This is a genomic window from Bacillus sp. 2CMS4F (assembly GCF_023161785.1).
Lineage (GTDB): Bacteria > Bacillota > Bacilli > Bacillales > Bacillaceae > Bacillus > Bacillus halotolerans.
In genome coordinates this window covers 132,371-148,853 of record NZ_JALNTO010000010.1, presented here as the reverse complement: position 1 = coordinate 148,853, position 16,483 = coordinate 132,371, and the positions used below count along the sequence as shown (strand labels likewise).

At 47.0% G+C, this 16,483-nt stretch carries 15 protein-coding genes; 6 read left to right on the top strand and 9 right to left on the bottom strand.

Annotated elements, in window-relative coordinates; all coding sequences use genetic code 11:
- Positions 1 to 107 precede the first annotated feature (107 nt).
- From MTN95_RS14920 to glvA, 5 genes are all read right to left on the bottom strand, one after another.
- A complete protein-coding gene (locus MTN95_RS14920; protein ID WP_227599244.1) occupies positions 108 to 1,922 on the bottom strand; it encodes an ABC transporter ATP-binding protein in 1,815 nt (604 codons plus the stop codon).
- Positions 1,916 to 3,637: an ABC transporter ATP-binding protein gene (locus MTN95_RS14915; RefSeq protein ID WP_248338781.1), complete on the bottom strand. Its 1,722-nt coding sequence runs from the start codon at positions 3,635 to 3,637 to the stop codon at positions 1,916 to 1,918. The genes MTN95_RS14920 and MTN95_RS14915 overlap by 7 nt, the downstream gene beginning before the upstream one ends.
- A gap of 104 nt (positions 3,638 to 3,741) precedes the next feature.
- Complete coding sequence (gene malP, locus MTN95_RS14910; protein ID WP_059291626.1) at positions 3,742 to 5,328, bottom strand: PTS maltose transporter subunit IIBC; 1,587 nt, start codon at positions 5,326 to 5,328, stop codon at positions 3,742 to 3,744.
- A gap of 14 nt (positions 5,329 to 5,342) precedes the next feature.
- Positions 5,343 to 6,107 carry a MurR/RpiR family transcriptional regulator gene (locus MTN95_RS14905; RefSeq protein ID WP_105954841.1) on the bottom strand — a complete coding sequence of 255 codons (765 nt, stop codon included), beginning with the start codon at positions 6,105 to 6,107 and terminating at the stop codon, positions 5,343 to 5,345.
- 65 nt (positions 6,108 to 6,172) lie between these two features.
- On the bottom strand, positions 6,173 to 7,522 hold the full coding sequence (gene glvA, locus MTN95_RS14900) for a maltose-6'-phosphate glucosidase (RefSeq protein ID WP_044163674.1): 1,350 nt from the start codon (positions 7,520 to 7,522) through the stop codon (positions 6,173 to 6,175).
- Positions 7,523 to 7,856: 334 nt separating this feature from the next.
- Here glvA and MTN95_RS14895 point away from each other — a divergent pair, with 334 nt between their 5' ends.
- Genes MTN95_RS14895 through MTN95_RS14870 form a run of 6 tightly spaced genes read left to right on the top strand, consistent with a single transcriptional unit; the run spans position 7,857 to position 11,692 of the window.
- Entirely contained in the window at positions 7,857 to 8,171 is a 315-nt protein-coding gene (locus tag MTN95_RS14895; RefSeq protein ID WP_024120614.1) for a WXG100 family type VII secretion target, read from the top strand.
- A gap of 5 nt (positions 8,172 to 8,176) precedes the next feature.
- Entirely contained in the window at positions 8,177 to 9,379 is a 1,203-nt protein-coding gene (locus MTN95_RS14890; RefSeq protein ID WP_248338779.1) for a hypothetical protein, read from the top strand.
- 11 nt (positions 9,380 to 9,390) lie between these two features.
- The gene (locus MTN95_RS14885; protein WP_248338777.1) at positions 9,391 to 10,176 is read left to right on the top strand and encodes a hypothetical protein; all 786 of its coding nucleotides are present in this window, start codon (positions 9,391 to 9,393) and stop codon (positions 10,174 to 10,176) included.
- A gap of 16 nt (positions 10,177 to 10,192) precedes the next feature.
- Positions 10,193 to 10,747, top strand: a complete 555-nt coding sequence (locus MTN95_RS14880; RefSeq protein ID WP_082687921.1) for a YfjD family protein — start codon at positions 10,193 to 10,195, stop codon at positions 10,745 to 10,747.
- A 10-nt stretch (positions 10,748 to 10,757) separates the two neighbouring features.
- The gene (locus tag MTN95_RS14875; protein WP_227599247.1) at positions 10,758 to 11,312 is read left to right on the top strand and encodes a YfjD family protein; all 555 of its coding nucleotides are present in this window, start codon (positions 10,758 to 10,760) and stop codon (positions 11,310 to 11,312) included.
- A gap of 50 nt (positions 11,313 to 11,362) precedes the next feature.
- Positions 11,363 to 11,692 carry a YnfA family protein gene (locus MTN95_RS14870; RefSeq protein ID WP_081638253.1) on the top strand — a complete coding sequence of 110 codons (330 nt, stop codon included), beginning with the start codon at positions 11,363 to 11,365 and terminating at the stop codon, positions 11,690 to 11,692.
- A 36-nt stretch (positions 11,693 to 11,728) separates the two neighbouring features.
- Here the strand turns inward: MTN95_RS14870 and MTN95_RS14865 are convergent, their stop codons facing one another.
- The 4 genes from MTN95_RS14865 to MTN95_RS14850 all read right to left on the bottom strand — a co-directional run bounded on the left by MTN95_RS14865 (position 11,729) and on the right by MTN95_RS14850 (position 16,473).
- Positions 11,729 to 11,908 carry a small acid-soluble spore protein H gene (locus MTN95_RS14865; protein WP_010333419.1) on the bottom strand — a complete coding sequence of 60 codons (180 nt, stop codon included), beginning with the start codon at positions 11,906 to 11,908 and terminating at the stop codon, positions 11,729 to 11,731.
- Positions 11,909 to 11,960: 52 nt separating this feature from the next.
- Entirely contained in the window at positions 11,961 to 13,778 is a 1,818-nt protein-coding gene (gene acoR, locus MTN95_RS14860) for an acetoin dehydrogenase operon transcriptional activator AcoR (protein WP_248338775.1), read from the bottom strand.
- Positions 13,779 to 13,881: 103 nt separating this feature from the next.
- The gene (lpdA, locus tag MTN95_RS14855) at positions 13,882 to 15,258 is read right to left on the bottom strand and encodes a dihydrolipoyl dehydrogenase (protein WP_101863598.1); all 1,377 of its coding nucleotides are present in this window, start codon (positions 15,256 to 15,258) and stop codon (positions 13,882 to 13,884) included.
- An 18-nt stretch (positions 15,259 to 15,276) separates the two neighbouring features.
- The gene (locus MTN95_RS14850; RefSeq protein WP_248338772.1) at positions 15,277 to 16,473 is read right to left on the bottom strand and encodes a dihydrolipoamide acetyltransferase family protein; all 1,197 of its coding nucleotides are present in this window, start codon (positions 16,471 to 16,473) and stop codon (positions 15,277 to 15,279) included.
- Between the last annotated feature and the right edge of the window lie 10 nt (positions 16,474 to 16,483).

Below are 16,483 nucleotides of genomic sequence, written 5' to 3'. Positions count from 1 at the left end.
TTTCTTTTATTTTATTACATGAGAATGGATATTTTAAGAAAAAATAAAGGCTGTCGAGATTTTCTCGACAGCCTGAAGACCTTTGTACAGGACAAAGGTCTTTTTCTTTATTTCTGAAATTGGCTTTCGTATAAGTCACTGTAAAATCCTTTTTGGCGTACCAGCTGATCATGGCTGCCTTTTTCAATCATTTCGCCGTCTTTTAATACGACAATCTGATCCGCTCTTTGAATGGTATTCAGCCTGTGAGCAATGATGACGCTCGTTCTCCCCTCCATTAAACGGGCAAGCGCTTCTTGGATTTTCACTTCTGTTACGGTATCAATGTTGCTTGTCGCTTCATCCAAAATGAGCAGAACCGGATCGGCCAGCACGGCTCTTGCTATGGAGATCAATTGTTTCTGTCCTTGACTGATGCCCGAGCCGTTTTGCGTCAGCACTGTATCATATCCGTTTGGCATCCGCTCAATAAAGCTGTGGGCATTCGCTGTTTTTGCTGCCGCCTCGACTTCCTGATCGGAGGCATCGAGCCTGCCGTAGCGGATATTTTCTCTAATCGTGCCTTGGAACAAGAACGAATCCTGAAGCACAAACCCCATGTTTTTTCTCAGGCTGGCCCTTGTCAGCTTTTTAATATCAATCCCGTCAATGAAAATGCTCCCCTCATTGGGCTCATAAAAACGGGCAAGCAGATTGGTCACAGTGGTTTTTCCCGCTCCCGTGGGGCCGACAAAGGCGATTGACTGCCCGGCCGGCACTGTGAATTGGAGGTGTTTCAGTGTCTGATTGTTTTCCTCGTAGCCGAAGGAAACATTTTGGAATTCAATGCTGCCTGTTTGTATCGGCTGATGCAGGGCATTCTTTTCATCCTCACGCTCCTCTTTTTCATCCAGTACGTCAAACACCCGTTCAGCGCCGGCAATAGCGGACAGCATCGTATTAAACTGATTGGCCAGATCATTTAATGGACGCGTGAACTGTCTTGAGTACTCGGCAAAGACAACGATGGTGCCGATGGATATCCAGCCTTTCAGCGCAAATAGTCCGCCGATTGCAGCAATGATCGTAAAGCTTAAATTGTTTAAAGAGTTCATCACTTTCGGGATAAAGCCGGAAATCGTCTGTGCCCAGAAGCCTGAAGTCTTGAGTGCTGCGTTTTTTTCCAGAAACTCAGCTGTAATCTGGTCTTCCCGTGAATACGCTTTGATGACCTTTGCGCCTGAAATGCTTTCTTCAATATATCCGTTCAGCTCGCCAAGATTTTTTTGCTGTTCTTTAAACAGTTTTCCCGTACGGTTTGTGATCCATTTCAGACTCACCGCCATTACCGGAATGATCGTCAGCGTGATCACCGTCAGCAGCGGACTCATATACAGCATGACGGCAATCGTTCCGACGAAGGTGATGACACTCGACAGAATTTGAATCACTGACGTATTTAAAGTGGAGCTGACATTTTCGATGTCATTGGTCACCCGGCTCATCAGCTCGCCATGCCGCTGTTTATCAAAAAACGGGATCGGCAGTTCATGCAGATGGGTGAACAGCTCGCTTCGCATTCTAAAGACAGTGCCTTGCGAAATCGTGATCATCCAATAGTTTTGAAACCAGAGTGATAAAGATTGAATGAGATATATGCCAAGCAGAATGAGCAGAACGGGAATAAGCCCGCTGACCGTCTGGCCGACGATGAAATGGTCGATAGCTTTTCCGATCACAAAGGGGCCGAGGAGCCCGAATATCGCGCTGATTACGACCATCAGCATAACGAGTATAAGCAGCCCTTTTCGTTCTGCCAGGTAAGACCAGATTCGTCTCAGGGTGCCTTTTGTATCCTTTGCTTTCGCTCTTTTTTTGGCGCGTTCTTTTTTATCGATTGGGATTTTGGGATATTGGAAAGGCTTGCGGATATCTTTCAGCACGACTCGCTCCCCTCCCTTCCGAATTGTGACTCGTAAATGCGCTTATATAAATGTGAGTCAGAAAGCAGCTGGCTGTGTGTACCTTTCTCTATCAGCTCTCCATCCTCGAGCAGCAAGATTTCATCAGCTTTCATGGCCGTTGTTATTTTTTGTGTAATGATTAAGGTTGTGCACTCATATGTGCTGATCGCCTCAAGCAAATTCGCTTCCGTTTGCAGGTCAAGCGCGCTTGTGCTGTCATCCAAAAGAAGGATGGATGGTTTTCTGATCAGTGCCCTTGCAATAGAAATCCGCTGCTTTTGGCCGCCGGACAAATTGACGCCTCTTTGTCCCAGGACGGTATCATATCCCTTCGGAAGCTTCATGATCGTTTCATGGATTTGCGCATGTTTGGCCGCTTCCATTATTTCATCAAGTGAAGCATTTTCTTTGCCCCAAGCAATATTTTCTTTGATAGTGCCTGAGAACAAGAGCACTTCCTGGGGCACAAATCCAATTTGCTTGCGAAGGCCCTCCGCCGGAAAGTCATCAATAGGCTTTTCATCTATGTAAATGCTGCCCGAATCCGGCTGATAAAGCCGCGGAATGAGCTGAAAAAGCGTCGATTTCCCTGATCCTGTCGCCCCGAGAATCGCGATCGTTTCTTTCGGCTTTGCGGAAAATGAGACATTGCGCAGCGCTTCTCTGTCCATATCCGGATATCGGAAGGACACATCCTGAAAGTCAATTCGGCCTGACAAGCGAGCTGAGAGTAATCCTTCCTCCTGCTCGTCACCTTCTGTTTCAAGCACTTCGCCGATTCTGTCGCCTGAGGCTTTTGCCCGGGTGAAAATCATAATCAAAAACGGGAACATAGAAAGCGCACCCGTAATTCGTGTCGCATAGTTAATCACCGCAACGACATCGCCGACCTGAGAACCTCCGCTTGTGATGCTGTGAGCTCCCGCCCATAAAATAAAAAGAATACAGAGGTTCATCAGCAGCATCAGCACAGGCATCGTAAATTCTACAAGCTGAAATGCCGAGACCGTTTTTTCCATCAGCATCGTGTTTGCTTTGATAAATCTCTTGACCTCATGGCTTCCGCGCAGCAGCGCTTTAATCAGCTTGATCGCGGTTAAATTCTCCTGCATGATCGTATTCACCTGATCCAGCCGTTTCTGCACAGACCGGAACAGCGCCCCGCCCTTTTTCAGTACCCAAAGCAAAAACAAAATCAGGATCGGAATCGTCACAAGAAGAAAAAAGCCGAGCTTCACATTAACAGCGAGTGACAGCGCAATGCCGCCCACAATCATTAGCGGCGCACGCAGCATAAACCTCAGACTCATAAAAATCAGGTTTTGCACCTGTGTTACATCGTTTGTCAGCCTTGTCATATAGGATGAGGACGAAAACTGTCCAAATGTTGAATAAGAGAAGGACTGGATTTTTTGAAAAAGCCCTTTTCTCGTATCGTAGGAAAAGCTTTGGCTCACATGGGCAGCATAAAAGGAATTCAGCATACCCGCCGCAAATGATAAAATGGTCAGTCCGATCATGACCGCACCCCATATCCAAACGTGCCGCATGTCTTGCTTCAAAATCCCATCGTCGATGATTTTTGCGATCAATAGAGGCTGTACCAGTTCAACCGCGAGTTCCGTCAGCATGAGAATCAGCGCAATTCCCACCAGAAGTGAGTATGGTTTTAAATATGATAAAGCCTTTGACATGTAAAAGCCTCCAAATCCCTTATACTCGATTGTCTCTTTCTTTACTTTACTATGATGGTCTTTTTGACGGCAAACGAAAACCCTCCCAAAAAGGAGGGTCTGCTTTATTGGTCTAATAGTTTTTCCACACGCTCCCGCATCTGCGGCACACTCAATCCGATAATCACCTGAAACGCTTTTCCGTTTCTGACGACGCCGTGTGCGCCAAGCGCGCGGAAGACGCTGTCGGGTTCGACCTTTTTTTCATCCTTGACGCTGACTCTGAGGCGGGTGGCGCAGTTTGTGACCTCGGTGATATTGTCTTTTCCGCCTAACGCTTCGATGTACAATGCAGCGGTTTCATCTGCCGTTTCTGCAGCGGATGCTGTTTCATCCTTTTTGTTTTTTCTTTCTCTGTATTCTTGTTTCGAATACAGCTTTGTTTCCTGCTGATCGTCAATTTCCCGTCCCGGTGTGGCAATATTGAATTTGAGGATCAGAAATCGGAAGACGAAAAAATAAATGGCAGTAAATGAGAGTCCAATCAGAATTTGATACACATACGTCATACCGTGGCTGCCAAAGAGCGGAATCCAGTTCAGGGTAACCGCCTCAATTAACCCGCCCCCCATGTTTCCGACAACACCGGCCATATACATGACCGTCGACATTGTCGCGGCGAGTACGGCGTGAACCGCAAATAGGAAAGGAGAGATGAATAAGAAAGTAAACTCAATCGGCTCTGTGATGCCGGCGACGATCGCCGTGAGTGTGACAGGAATCAGCAGGCCGGCAACGAGTTTTTTCTTTTCCTTTTTGGCTGTGACATAAAACGCGAGCGCAATCCCCGGAATGCCGAAGATTTTTGAATTGCCGTGAAGCGCGAATCCGCCTTGCGGGAACAGCTCCTTCAGCGGTTTGGCGCTTTGTGAATATTCACCAAGGTGCTGCGCCCAATACGTGACGATCCCGCCTTCCGCCACAGCCGGGCCGTAGATGAACGGCGTGTAAATAAAATGATGAAGACCGGTCGGAATCAAAATCCGTTCCAAAAATGTGTAAATCCAAACGCCCACCGCCCCGGAAGCGACAAGAAAGCTTTGAAGCGACCCGATTCCCGTTTGGACCATCGGCCAGATAAAAGACACGGCCAGAGCGACCGGAATCATAATGAAGAAGGAAATCATGACGATATACGTGGAGCCTTGAAAGATGCCGAGAAAATCAGGCAGTTTTTTATCAAAATAGCGGTTATGCAAAAATACGACAATGGAAGAAATAAAGATTGCCCCAATAATGTTGGTATCAAGCGTTTTAATGCCGGCAATCATCGTTAATCCGCTCGTTCCGCCGACCTCTTGATTCATGTCGACGCCAAAGGCGCCTCCCCAGACTGTCAGGATTGAGCTGACAAAGTAATTAAACGTCAAATAAACCGTAAGCGCTTCCAAACAAGCGCGCGCCTGAGCTTTTTTCGCCAAAGCGACTGGAATGCCGATGGCGAATAAAAGCGGCATTTGATTAAACACCGTCCAGCCGCCTTGCTCAATGATATACCAGCACTGATACCAAAACCCGTCAGGATCAGCGAGCGGCCCCATCAGGGTTTCGTTTTTGAAAAGCGTGCTGACACCCACGATAATGCCGGCGAACGCAAATAATAATACAGGCACAAACATTGCGCTTCCAAAGCGCTGGACTTTTTGCATCATACCAAAACCCCCTGCTACTCAATGTCGTTTGTTTCAGCTTCTTTGTAATCAACATATGCGCGGAACAATGCTTCGCCAACGAGAAAAAACGGCGCAAAAGCGACAATTTCTTTTTTATCACTCAATGTCACGGGCTTGCTTGTCGCATAAAGATTATGCGGTGTGAGCTGGGCGAGGACATTGTTTTTCAAATTCGTAATGGAAATAAAGGGAACTCCCTTTGCGGAAAGCATCCTTGCCTGCGGAATCAGTTCAGGCGTTTCTCCGGACAGCGAAATGATGATAAACAGGTCATTCACCTTAAAATCATCCTGCATCTGGTCAAATTCATTTCTGCCCTCGATTAAAATCAGATACTTATTGAGAGGGATAAACATTCTTTGCAAATCATGGGCGCATATCTTTTGCGCCGTTCCGGACCCATACACGAAAATGCGGTCCGCTTCATCAATCAGCTGGCACATGTCCGTCATGTCCTTTGTCCTTATAAATTTCAAATTTGCTTCAATATCATCCAGCAGCTTTTGAAAACTCATACTCTCGCCTTCTTCCGGCTGATCTTCCCACTTCAAAAAAACGCGAAATTCACTGTAGCCGCTGAAACCGAGCTTTTGGGCAAGACGCAAAATCGAGGAACGCGATACGCTGCATGCTTTCGCAAGGGCATCGATTCCAAGACGATAGCACGTGTTCTTGTGATTCAATATATATTTCAAAATATGAAAATCATTGTCATTTAATTTACTGTAATGCTGATTAATCAATTCTTCGAGCTGCATATCAGATCCCCCCATTTTCTTTCTATTATATACAATATAGATTTCGAAAATGGGGGATTTTTCAGTTATGAGATACGGCTCGGGCTTTGATCAAGCTCAGGCCAGAAATCTTTGTTGGCCTCCAATAAATCTTCGAGAATAAGCCTTGCCACACGGGCGTTCGGCACTGTTTTTGAGAGAATGAGCGCCTGCCATAGCTTTTGGAATGATTTTTCCGTCCACGCCTCAACTGTCAATTTTTCAACTGATACCTGCTGTTCCATCAGTCCTTTTTGGAACTGCGGAATGTTTCCGACTGTGATCGGTTCAGGCCCGTTTGAGCCGACGATACACGGCACCTCTACCATCGCTGTCGGGTCAAAGTTTGCGATTGCGCCGTTATTTTCAACAATTAAAAGCATTCTTTCACCTGTATTGTAGGCAATGGCGCGGGCAAGATCGACGATATATGACGCGTGATCGTCTATTTTGATTTCGCTGTTTTTAGAGGACTGCTCGCGTGCAATCATGTCGCATTGGCTGAAAATAAAGGCTTCGCGTCCTTCCATGACTTCGTTTGCCCGCGTATGGTTCGGGTTTGATTTTTTCACCATGTCATCCGGGAACAGATAATATTGTAAATACGTATTCGGCAATGTGTCCGGATCGGCGGCCTGCACGTCACGCGCTTTTGCGAACGTGTCATTCCAGCTCGCCTCCACCGCCTCGGACTCTGCGTTCGGAATATACCCGTACTGAGACACATGTTCCTTCAGCTTCGGCATTAAATCATTGCCCTCTTGATCCTGAATGGATGTCCACCAGCCGAAATGATTTAATCCATAATACCGGACCTTCATTTCTTTTCTTGAGGACAGGCCGAGAATTTGCGCCATACGGTCTTCGATACCGACCGGCATATCACAGATGTTGAGGATTTTCGAGTTCGGTCTGAGGCGTCTCGTTGCTTCCGCCACAATCGCCGCCGGGTTGGAGTAATTCAGCATCCACGCATCTGGCGAGTATGTTTCCATGTAATCTAATATTTCAAGCACGCCGCCAATTGAACGCATACCGTATGCGATACCGCCCGGTCCGCACGTCTCCTGGCCCACAACTCCGTACTTCAGCGGAATTTGTTCATCAAGCGCACGCATCGCGTATTTCCCTACCCTGATGTGTGCCATGACAAAATCAACGTCTGTAAAAGCTTCTTCCGGGTCAGTCGTCGCTGTAAATTCAATTTCGGGTGCTTTTTCTCTGATAAAAACGTCACAGGCCCCCGCGATCCGCTCCTGTCTTTCCTTATCATTGTCATACAGCTTCAGCTTTCTGATCGGAAACTCATCCAAATGGTCTAAGAGCATCAGAACAATCCCGGGAGTAAATGTGCTCCCTCCGCCCGCTATTACGATTGAGAATGATTTTTTCTTCATATGACGACCTCCTTGATAACGTTTACATTTTATTTATATCATGTGACAGCTTGTCTCGTAATGCTTTTGGCGCACTTAGGTCATTTGATCAGTTTTAGTTTTTTTTCCCATCGAGCGGGAAATTTCTCACTTATCTATCAGTTCAACAATTTGATTTTTTTACCTTTTTTGTAATCTCAAAGTCTCATCATCTGTGAAATTTGAGTGAATATACGCCCTTCCAATTCTTATGAAAAGGTTCTTTTGTACGATTCGGATACATGCCGAATTATTTATAATCATTTATATAAAACATCCATTTGTGCGTTAATTTAGGAAAGGCAGGGGACAAAAGTTGGACTCACATAAAGTCATCGAGCTTGCAAATCAGTACAGTGCAGCCGCAGAAGAGGTCAGAAGCTCAAAAATGCTCCTTGACTCCCGGTTATCTGCATTGGGCGATGCGTGGCAGGGAAAAGCAAGAGACACATTCGACCAGGATTTCGAGGAAACAAAAGCCGCCTACGATCAGTTCGAACAGGAGCTGCTTGAAACAAGCCAGGAACTTAAGGCAGCTGCCGTAAAAATAGAAGAACGAAAAGCTGAGATTGCCAGAATGGAAGAATTAGAAAGAAAAGCAAGAGAGGAAAGACATAAACTCGAGAGGTGAATAGCGTGTCAGGAAACATTGCAGTTGATCCGGATAAGCTTGAACAGCTGGCAAATGATGTGGTCACAGAATTAACTGATATGGAAAACAAATATAAGGATTTGCATGCGGAGCTGGGACAGCTGATTTTACAATGCGATCCCCGCTACAGCAGCTGTTTTTCGGGGGTTGGGGATGCTTGGAGCTCAGGAAAAGCACTCGTCAGCAAGCTGAGTGACAATGAGATATTCATCAGAAAAACGAGTGACAAATTTGTTGAGCAAGACAATATTTTACGAAAGCTTTATAACGCTTACGACAAATACGGAACGATGACAAGCTTAACCGCCCTGATGCTGACCCAGGGAAAATACTACGGATTAGGGCTTACAAAGTTTGTGAAACAGCCAAGCGGCTTACATACTGCACGGCATTCAAAGCTTCTATTGGACATTTCCAGAGCAGTAGACAGCTCCCGTTATCAAAAAGCAGCCAGAGTGCTTTTGAACCCAAAATATCTGTTTAAAAAGACAAACCGGCCATTTTCTGATTTGGTACATAAAAAGTTTACAAAATACTTTCCGCAGGACACGGTGGATTTTTCAAACAGCGTAAGGAGCTATACAAGAGGATTTGTTAATGAAGCCGGCGTACGCTCAACACTGAAGGATGTCGGAAAAACAGGTTTGAAATTCGCAAAAGGAAATGCCATTACAGCGACACTCATAACCGGAGCGACAGAAACGTTTGGAGCAGGCTTAAAGATCGCAGAAAATTACGCAAAATACGAAGACAAACCCGAAGTGCTCAAACGGGAAAATGCAAAAGCTGTAGGCAATGCAGTGAATAACACTATTTTTGTCGCTGGCGGCGCAACGGCAGGCGCTGTAATAGGCGGGGCGATCGGAAGTTTTGCAGGCCCTGTTGGTACTGTCCTCCTTGGCGCAGTTGGCTCTTATGTTGGCGGAGTGGTAGGAGAACAAATTGCCAAATTTACGGCAGGTTTCGCCGAAAAGGCAGCCTTAAAGCTGAAAGAACCGATTCATGCTGTTGTAAATACTGCCAAAAAGGGGCTGGAAGCGGCCGGCAAAGTCGTAAAAACGGTGAATGACGGCATAGATGCGGCCAATAAAACAATTCATAAAGGAATGGCCAAAGCAAAGAAAACGGCGGACTCGCTCATACACGGCGCAACCCATTTCCTTAAAGGCAAACTTTCATTCGGATAGGAGAATAAACCATGAATCAGTTTACGATCAGCTTAGAGGAGCTCATATTTTGTTTTTACAGCGAAGGCTTTTTTGAACAGGGCATGTCACTGAAGCAAGCCTATTTTCCTGAAATAGAAGATGAGCAGCTCGGATTTTTATTTGAAGCGGCCTGCCGTTCGCTTTTGGCGAAGGATGCTGCTGAATATCGGAATCATCAATACAGGTTAAAGGACGAGTATTGCCCGTTTATCCACGTATTAAATGACGCGGACTATACAGTGAAGCTTTCCAAGTTTGACGAGCAAGGCAGCGAACGGAATGTTTCCTGCCATGTTTCAAAATTCGGCACCTACTCCCATGAGCTTCTTTTTGATGAGCAAGTACATAGCATAAAAAAAATGGAATCAAGCGACGGATTACTTACAAAAACAGCTGAGTTTTTAAATATAATAGATACCGAGGATAAAAGCGAATCTATCCTGACTTTGACATCAAAAGAATTTGAAGCACTTCTGGAAGGTGCTTCCGAGACTCCCTCATACCTGAAGGAATTCCTTGGAAAGCACGACTACCAGGAGGACATTACCCGGTTTATAAATGATTTGTCATTACGCAAAGGAAAGATGGATACGCTGATGCGCCTGTCTTACGATAAAGATAACGCACCGGAAGTAGATGACATGGCTTTTATCCTGCCCGGCACCCGCCATACTTGGCTTGTAACGGGTATCACCCAGAATGAATTTACTGTCATGGCTGCTCATAAGTATGTTGTGAATCAAATCATTTCAAAACCGAACGAGAATCTGAATTGATAAAAGGAGAAGAGCATTGGAAAATCAAGTAGTCGAAGTCAAAAGCAGAATGTTCCTGAGAATATGGGCTTTTGTCGGATCTGCCGGTATGGGGCTTGCTTGTTTATGGCTGTTTTATATGGGGATTACCTTTCAAACGAAATATTATCTCCTAGCCATTCCAGCAGGTTTTCTATTCACCTTGTTTTGTTTATATTTATTTATCATCTTTTTTCCTGCCTTTACCCCTAGGGGAAATATCATCTTCCGTATTAAAACCGGAAAAGATGGTGAGATATTCACTGACAAAGCAGCTGTGAAATTTGCCGATATCAAGAAAATTGAAATGAATCGCAATAAATACCGCTTAAAAGGGATTTTTCAGGAAGATGTCATAATTCAAACAACTGACCACAAAACAATTCGCATCCCGACTTGGAACATCATCCCAAACCCTTTGTTTTTTGAAGCGGTTGAACGTTATATTGTCCCACATATGAATGATGAAGCGAAAACGAATTGGATCGGTCAGTTTACAGAGATTCAGCGCAATGTGTATTTAAAAGAATTTGAGAATCATCCGAAGCTTTAGGAGCAGCACATTGGAATCACATGATATCGAAGTCAAAAGCAGAATGTTTTTCAGAATCTGGCTGTTTCTCGCAACAGGCGGCGCCGTGATTGCAGGCGTGTGGCTGGTGTCAGAAGCCATTACGTTCGAATCCAAGTACTCTCTGCTTTATTTTGGCGGCGGATTGATGGCGATTGTCTATGGCTTGATCACATTTTCTATGGTTTTACCGGCGTTCACAAGCCGAGGACATGTTATTTTTCGTATTAAACAAGGGCCTGATGGGGAAATCTTCACAAAAAAACGCAGCGTGCCTTTTACTGAAATCAAGCGCATTTATATGGGACGCCACCAATACAGTTTGAAAGGGATTTTCTTTGAGGATATTATCATTGAGAAGAATGACGGCAAGATCGTTCGTATTCCGACTTGGAACATCATAGCCAATCCATTATTTTTCGAAGCGGTTGAACGTTATATGCTGCCCCATATGACGGAAGAGGCGAAAAACAATTGGATCAGCCAGTTTACAGAGATTCAGCGCAGTGTGTATTTGAAGGAATTTGAAGAGAATCCAAAGCTTTAACACCTCTCTCTCCTTTATAATGAAATGTAATTGAAGTTTGAGGGGTGCGCGTGATGCTGATGACCATTCTTTTATTTCTCGCGGCGGGACTTGCTGAAATTGGCGGAGGCTATTTGATTTGGCTGTGGCTGAGAGAAGCGAAGCCCGTCGGATACGGGGCAGCCGGGGCGCTGATATTGATTGTATACGGCATTCTCCCGACGTTTCAATCCTTCCCTTCCTTCGGCCGTGTATACGCCGCTTATGGAGGGGTGTTCATCGTACTAGCTGTCTTTTGGGGGTGGCTTGTCGATCGGAAAACTCCAGATCTGTATGACTGGATCGGCGCACTGATTTGTCTGATCGGTGTTTGTGTGATCTTATTTGCGCCGCGAGCATAACAAAATGGCCTGCTTATGAAAGCGGGCCATGTTTGTTTAATCCTCTTTTAAGTTGTTCAGCAGCACTTCATGCTCCTGCTGCGGTTCATCCAGCGGATAAATTCTCGCTGTTCCGGTTTCTTCATTCACATGCTGAATGTAAATCGGAACTCCGTTATACGTTACTTTCTTCATATCCGGTGATTCCACGATTTCTTTCGCTCTCTGTATATTCATCTCAACACCCTCCTTCACCCATAACGTTTCCATTTCTTGAAATAAGTATGCTTTATGATCCAGCGGTCATATTAAATTTTTTCAATCGTTTGTAGAAGGTGCTGCGCGGAATGCCGCTGATTTTCGCGGCTTGGGAGACGTTTCCTTTTGCCGTTTCAAGCGCATTGATGAGGATATCTTTTTGAATTTGCTCACGGAGATTAAGCGCCTTTGTTTCAGCCCCCTTTTCTTTTACGGGGCCGATCGGCAAGCCCGACGCTTCGAGCAATAAGGAAAGCGGCTCGTCACTCAGCCGTCCGTCCGGAAACCTGATGGAAAGGCGTTCAAAGACATTAAACAGCTCGCGAATATTCCCCGGCCACTTCCATTGCTTCAGTACGTCCAAAAAGGCAGGCGGAAGCTCTCCCGGCCATCCATTTTTCTGTGTGTAGTACGCAAAGAGGGCCTCAATATCTTCGAGACGGTTCCGCAGCGGAGGAAGCTGAATCGGGTAGACATGAAGGCGGTAAAACAGGTCCTCTCTGATTTTTCCGCTTTCTGCGAGTTCACGCAAATCACAATGTGTGGCAGCAATCACTCTGATATCAACCGGGATTTCTTTTGTCCCGCCGACCGGTGTAATCTTGCGTTCCTGAAGCACCCGTAAAAGCGCCACCTGCATCGAGTGGGAAATTTCTCCGATTTCATCTAGAAATAAGGTGCCGTGATTCGCTTTTTGGAAGGCGCCTTTGTAGCCATCTCGTTTCGCTCCTGTAAAAGCGCCTTCTGCATAGCCGAACAGCTCGCTTTCGATTAAATCCGACGGGACCGCTCCGCAATTCACGGCCACAAACGGGCCGTTCTTACGGTCGCTGTTTTCATGAAGCGCGCGGGCCGCGACTTCCTTCCCCGTGCCGGTTTCGCCCGACAGGCAAACTGTCGCATCAGCCGCGGCCGCTCGTTCAAGGCTTTTGAGCATCGCTTGCGATTGCCTGCTTTGTCCAAGGACTCCATTGAATCGAAAGGCCGGCTTTTTCTTTTGTTCCGATAAATAAAAACAAGTGCCGCTGTTCCCCATGGTGACCGCTTTTTCGATCGTAAAACCTCTTTCCTTCAACTCATAAAGATGCCGGCCTTGCCAATCCGGTATTGACGTTCGTATCGGCAGGCTTGCGCCGATGATGTGCTGTTTGGCATTGCAAAGCACGATCGGCACACGGGACGCTGCCCTATCGGCAAAGCGGCTGAGCAGTTCAAGCTCTTTCTCCCTGCTTTTGGCTGCCAATTCCCTTTCCGCGGCAAAGGCAATGGCCGCGGCAATGCCGAGCATATTTGGCTGTGCGTGCGCTGCCGGGCAAGAGATATCAATCACCCCCGCAAGACTGCCGTCCTCATAATGAATCGGTGCTGCTGAGCAATTCCAGTGATGGGAGGCGACAGAATAATGCTCTGATCCTTGAATGACAACCGGCTCGCTAATGTGAAGCGCCGTGCCAATTGCATTGGTGCCAACCGCAGTTTCTGTCCAGCACGCGCCTTCGACAAAATTAATGCGTTTGGCTTCATGCAGCGCGCGGCGATGGCCGTCAAGCGCCAGCACCATGCCGTCCGCATCAATTAATAGCGCCATCATTTCCATTTCTTTTATGGCGGGCAGCAGTTTTTCCAGATAAGGCATTGCGGTCGACAGAAAGAATGAATGCTTGTTTAACTGCTGATCCAGTTCCGTTTGCTGCAAAACCTTCGGGCCTTTTTCTAAATAGGGGTTAACCTCAGCCTTTCTGCAGCGGTGCCAGGACTCGGCTATCCTTTTTCTTATTCGGGCTTCGTCCAGCACGCCGTCTTTCACAAAACGTTTCCAGGTTTGCAAATCGTTCGGGATCGAATTCATTCCTTGATCGTTCCTCCCTTACACGCCGTTTTCATCTATTGTAGGGGAAAATTAAAGCGCTTTCAACAATAAAAAAAGCCGGCGCATTCGCCAGCTTTTCTTGTTATGCATGCACCGCAAGCCCAATTGTGCTTAACAATGCTTCGTGCAGCGTTTCCGACAGTGTCGGATGGGCCGCGATAAAATGCTCTGCCATATCCGCCGTCATTTCTCCATTCATGATGGCAGCCGCCTGGCCGATAAGCTCGGTCACATCCGGTCCGATCATTGAGACTCCGACGATTTCGCCGAACTCCGGTTCCGCCACGATCTTGACCTTTCCTTCCGCTTGGTGTTTGATGAGCGCCTTCCCGTTTGCGGAAAAAGGAAATTCACCAATCTGTACATCTCCGTAAACGTGTCTTGCCTGTTTTTCCGTCAATCCGATACATGCGATTTCCGGCGATGTGTAAATACATCGGGGCACGTTTTTTTCGTTCATTTTGACGTCGCGTCCTGAAGCGTGTGAAGCTGCGATGATTCCTTCATGGAAAGCAGCATGGGCCAGCTGAATGCCGCCGATGGCGTCCCCGCATGCGTAGATATGAGGCACATTGGTCTGCATCTGCTCATTTACGGGAATACCTTTTTGGGAAAAATCAATTCCCGCCTGGTCAAGCTGTAATCCATCCAGACGAGGTTTTCTGCCGATCGCCACCAGCACATAATCGGCCTTCGTCTTAAACTCACGCTGTCCGCTTTTCCATATCGCCGTTTTGGCTGCTTGATCAACACGCTCTAACCGGGAGGAGGTGTGAACTTCAACTCCGTCTTCCTCAAGCTTTTCCTGAAAAAGACGGGCGATATCCTCGTCCTCTGCCGGGATCAGCTGGCCGGCCGTTTCAATGATCGTCACCTTCGATCCAAGTCTGGCGAACAATCCGGCATACTCGCAGCCGATCACACCGCCGCCGACAATCACAAGCGAACCGGGAATTTCAGAAAGGCCGAGTGCATCTTTGCTGTCGATCACCCATTTGCCGTCAAACGGGGCAAAGGGCAGCTGGATCGGCTCTGATCCGGAAGCAATCAATATTTGTTCAGCCTCTCTGATTTCTTTTCCGTTCTCCCCTTCGATCAAGAGCTTCTTGTCAGAAAGAAAGGAGGCCTCTCCCTTCACGACTTGTATTTGATTTTTTTTCATTAAGTACTGTACGCCTTGGACAAGCTGGCTGACAACCTGCTGTTTTCGGCTCTGCATTTTGTCCCAATCAACCGATATTGCACCGGGCGGAAGTTCAATGCCGAAGCGCCCGGCATGTTTGATTTTATCGAGCACATTTGCGCTTTCTAACAAAGACTTCGTCGGAATGCAGCCTTCATTCAGACAGGTTCCTCCAAGTGAGCCTTTGTCAATGAGCAGCACCTTTTTTCCCTGCTGTGCCGCTGAGACTGCTGCCGCATAGCCCGCTGGTCCCCCTCCGATAATGGCTAGTGTCATGTTCTTTCACCTGCTTTTCTATAAAATTAACGCTGCCGGTTCCTCCAGATATGTTTTGATCGTCTTCAGAAATTCAGCTGCCGGAGCGCCGTCACAGGTTCTGTGATCAAACGTCAGGCTGAGCGGCAGTATCGTACCTCTGACAATCTCCTCCCCTTGAAAAACCGGCGTGTCAAAGCTTGCTCCGATGCCGAGAATGCCTGTTTCGGGCGGATTTAATATCGGCGTAAAATGCTCCACGCCGGATGCGCCAAGGTTTGTGATTGAGAAGGTCGAGCCTTGCAATTCTTCGCTCCCCGCACGTCCCTCGCGTGCTTTTTTGGCGTTTTCTGAAATGGTTTTGGCCAGCTCAATCAGCGGCAGTTTTTCAGCATGACGAATGGCAGGCACAACCAACCCTTTTTCAAGAGCAACAGCCATTCCGAGATGAACATGAGGATGTGTGATAATGCGCTCATTTTTGTAGAAGCTGTTCAGCATAGGGTGTGCTTGGAGAGCGAGCACCGCAGCTCTTGAGACAAAATGAGTGATCGTCAATTTCGTGCCGTGCCGTTCCTCAGCTGTCGGCGAAAGCTGTTTTTGAAGAGCTGCCAGCTTCGTGATATCAGCCTTCATTGTAATCGTCAGCTGGGCGCTGTTTGCCAAGCTTTCCTGCATTCGGGACGCGATCACTTTTCTCATGCCTGTAACTGCCGTTTCCTGCGCCTTTTGTTCGGAAACTGGCTCAGCCTGTTCCCTTTTTTGTTCAGAAAGCGCCTTTGTGACATCATCCTTTACGATTCGTCCGCCCGGTCCCGTGCCCTTCAGATTTTTCAGGTCTAACCCTGCTTTTTCCGCTATTTTTCTGGCGACTGGAGAGATTTTCAGTCTGTCTTTTTTAGTGTTTGCGGGTTTGTTCTCCTGTTTAGGAGGCTGGGGATTGGCTTGCCTGCTAGCTTCAGCGGCTGGCTCTTCCGTTTCTTCCTGTACCGATTCATTAGCGTCCCCGATGTAGCAAATGGCCGTGCCAGGCGGAACCTCTTCCCCTTCTTTCACCTTAATATCAATCAGCGTGCCCTTTTCAGGCGCTTCGATTTCCATTTCAATTTTCTCCGACTGAATGCTGGCGATGCTTTCTCCCTTTTCAACCGGATCTCCCACTTTTTTGTTCCAAATCGATACTTCTCCTTGTTTCATGGCCATTCCCAACTTTGGCATCACTACTTTGACCGCCATATGTGTCCCC

Excerpts from the sequence above, each read along its gene's own strand:
- MTN95_RS14915 (WP_248338781.1), bottom strand. The coding sequence starts at position 3,637 with ATGTCAAAGGCTTTATCATATTTAAAACCATACTCACTTCTGGTGGGA.
- malP (WP_059291626.1), bottom strand. The coding sequence starts at position 5,328 with ATGATGCAAAAAGTCCAGCGCTTTGGAAGCGCAATGTTTGTGCCTGTA.
- MTN95_RS14905 (WP_105954841.1), bottom strand. The coding sequence starts at position 6,107 with ATGCAGCTCGAAGAATTGATTAATCAGCATTACAGTAAATTAAATGAC.
- glvA (WP_044163674.1), bottom strand. The coding sequence starts at position 7,522 with ATGAAGAAAAAATCATTCTCAATCGTAATAGCGGGCGGAGGGAGCACA.
- MTN95_RS14885 (WP_248338777.1), top strand. The coding sequence starts at position 9,391 with ATGAATCAGTTTACGATCAGCTTAGAGGAGCTCATATTTTGTTTTTAC.
- MTN95_RS14865 (WP_010333419.1), bottom strand. The coding sequence starts at position 11,908 with ATGAATATACAGAGAGCGAAAGAAATCGTGGAATCACCGGATATGAAG.
- acoR (WP_248338775.1), bottom strand. The coding sequence starts at position 13,778 with ATGAATTCGATCCCGAACGATTTGCAAACCTGGAAACGTTTTGTGAAA.
- lpdA (WP_101863598.1), bottom strand. The coding sequence starts at position 15,258 with ATGACACTAGCCATTATCGGAGGGGGACCAGCGGGCTATGCGGCAGCA.
- MTN95_RS14850 (WP_248338772.1), bottom strand. The coding sequence starts at position 16,473 with ATGGCGGTCAAAGTAGTGATGCCAAAGTTGGGAATGGCCATGAAACAA.